This window comes from Arthrobacter sp. Y3225116 (assembly GCF_059091245.1).
The window spans coordinates 1-312 of record NZ_JBNHGL010000608.1 but is presented as its reverse complement, the minus strand read 5'-3'; the positions used below and the strand labels follow the sequence as shown (position 1 = coordinate 312).

Sequence of the window (312 nt, the reverse complement as noted above, 5' to 3'; positions counted from 1 at the left end):
CTGCCGGCAGCAGGCGCAGGAGCGTCTCGATGACGTCCCCGCGGTGCACCATGCGGCAGTGGTTGACCTGGGCGTACTCGTTGATGCCCGGCCACGGGTCGCGGGCGATGAGCTCGCCATTGGCCTGGTAGACCTCGATGGCCTCGGAGGGGGCGGAGACCTTTTCGAACTCTTCGAACACGCCCCACTTGCGCAGCACCTCGACGGTCGGCGGGCGCAGGCCGATGCCGGCCCCTACTTCACCAAGCTCGGGGGCCTGCTCGTAGACGTGCACGTCGGCGCCGAGCTGCAGCAGTGCCAAGGCAGCGGAAG

The 312-nt window shown here is 68.9% G+C and carries 1 protein-coding gene; it reads right to left on the bottom strand.

Going from position 1 to position 312, the window contains the following annotated elements:
* Positions 1–312: FAD-dependent oxidoreductase (locus AC5RV2_RS19185; RefSeq protein ID WP_494093645.1), on the bottom strand; the 312-nt coding region annotated here is incomplete at both ends.